General features: G+C 64.1%; 2 protein-coding genes. Both read right to left on the bottom strand.

Going from position 1 to position 2,151, the window contains the following annotated elements; translation table 11 throughout:
- A partial coding sequence (mtaB, locus tag WA702_RS21870; RefSeq protein WP_425112635.1) for a tRNA (N(6)-L-threonylcarbamoyladenosine(37)-C(2))-methylthiotransferase MtaB occupies positions 1-1,115 on the bottom strand: 1,115 nt, incomplete at its 3' end.
- Positions 1,112-1,981 (bottom strand): diaminopimelate epimerase, encoded by an 870-nt coding sequence (gene dapF / locus WA702_RS21865; RefSeq protein ID WP_425112634.1) that lies wholly within the window; start codon positions 1,979-1,981, stop codon positions 1,112-1,114. The genes mtaB and dapF, both read right to left, overlap by 4 nt.
- Positions 1,982-2,151 lie beyond the last annotated feature (170 nt).

The raw sequence follows: 2,151 nt of genomic DNA, 5'->3' as shown, positions 1-2,151 counted from the left end.
GCACCGATCTCCGCATCCAGCCGCTTCCACAGCGCCGCCTCCCCGGCCGAACGCAGCCGCCGCGCACGCTCGCGAATGATCTGGCCATCGACCTGCGGCATCCGCGCCGCCGGCGTGCCGGGCCGCGGCGAATAGGGGAACACATGCAGGAACGTCAATCCGCATTCCTCGACCAGATCGAGCGAGCGCGCGAACATTTCTTCCGTCTCGGTCGGAAAGCCTGCGATCAAATCGGCGCCGAGCGCGACGTCCGGCCGCGACCGCCGCACTTGCGCGCAAAAGTCGATCGCATCGCGACGCAGATGCCGGCGCTTCATCCGCTTCAGGATGATGTCGTCCCCTGCCTGCAGCGACAGATGCAGATGCGGCATCAGCCGCGCATCATCGGCGATCGCATCGAGCAGATCATGATCCACCTCGATCGAATCGATCGAGGAGATGCGCAGGCGCCGCAGTTCCGGCACATGCTTGAGGATCTGCTTCACCAGCCTGCCGAGCTTTGGCGTACCCGGCAGATCGCCACCATAGCTGGTCAGGTCGACCCCAGTCAGCACGATCTCGGCATGGCCGCGCTCGGTCAGCGCGCGGACCTGGTTGACCACGGCGCCCATCGGCACCGAGCGTGAATTGCCGCGGCCGAACGGAATGATGCAGAAGGTGCAGCGATGGTCGCAGCCGTTCTGCACCTGGACGAACACACGCGGCAGGCCGCGCTGAAATCCGTCGACGAGATGCGGCGCCATCTCGGTCACCGCCATGATGTCGGAGACCGCGACCTTCTCGGACGTAGCGAGATCGAACGCCGCACGCGTGGCGCGCCAAACATCGCTACGCAGCTTGTCATCATTGCCAAGCACCCGATCGACTTCGGACATTGCCGCGAACATGTCCGATTGTGTCTGCGCCGCGCAGCCGGTGACGATGATGCGCGCCTCGGGGCGCTCGCGCTTCAGCTTCCGGATTGACTGCCGCGCCTGCGCCACCGCCTCATTGGTGACGCCGCAGCTATTGATAACGACCGCATCAGTAAGCCCCGCCGCATCCGCCTCGCGGGCGATCAGCTCGGATTCGAAAGCGTTGAGGCGGCAGCCGAAGGTGACGACATCGATACTCATGCGACGCTGGCGAACAGCGACGGATCGAACCGGCCCTCATATTCGAAGGTCGCGGTGCCCGTCATCAGCACGTGATCGTCGCGCTCGCGCCATTCGATCATGAGGTCGCCGCCCGGCAGCGTGATGCGCACGGTGCGGTTGGCGCGCTTGAGCCGCGCCGCCGCCACTGCGGTGGCGCAGGCCGCCGAGCCGCAGGCCCTGGTCAGTCCCGCGCCGCGCTCCCAGGTCCGAATGATGATGTGATCGCGATCCACGATGTGCGCGAGCGTGATGTTGGCGCGCTCCGGAAAGATCGGATGATTTTCCAGCAGCGGCCCAAAGCGTTCGAGATCGTAGTTATTGACGTCGTCATCGACCCAGAACACGGCGTGCGGGTTGCCCATGCTGACGACCGACGGCGAATGCAGGATCGGATTGTCGATCGGACCGATCTGCAGCTCGATATAGCGGGTATCGCGGAATTCCTGGTCGAGCGGAATGTCCTGCCAGCCGAATCTCGGCGTGCCCATGTCGACGGTGTAGAGATCGGGTGCCGGTCCTTGCCAGCAATTCAGAAGTCCCGCGCGGGTTTCGAACGTCGCGGTCTGCTGGCCGGTGCTTTCGAACAGGCGGCGCACCACGCAACGCATGCCGTTGCCGCAGGCGCCCGCCTCCGAGCCATCATTGTTGTAGATGCGGATGAATGCCTCGGTGCCGTCATAGCGTGGCGGTTGCAGCACCATCAGCTGGTCATATGCCACCTGGGATGCCACCGCGCGCGCCTCCTCGGCTGTCACGACATGCCTGGAATCGCGCAGGTCGAGGACGACGATCTCGTTGCCGATGCCGTTCATCTTGGCGAAGGCGTGATTGGCGAGCGCGCTCATGAAAATATCCAAATTGTGTCCGCTTTATATGGCCAATGACGAGGCATTGACCAGCCCGGCCTCTGGAGCGACATGACACATCTGTCATGGGACGCCGGGCGGCGGGGCATGTTAGGAACCGGTCATTCGCCGGCACGAACCGGGCAAAGATGCACGGCCCTGGAGAATAA

This window comes from Bradyrhizobium sp., assembly GCF_049798375.1.
Taxonomy (GTDB): domain Bacteria; phylum Pseudomonadota; class Alphaproteobacteria; order Rhizobiales; family Xanthobacteraceae; genus Bradyrhizobium.
Note: the sequence above shows the minus strand (reverse complement) of the source record. Positions and strands in the feature narration are given on the sequence as shown.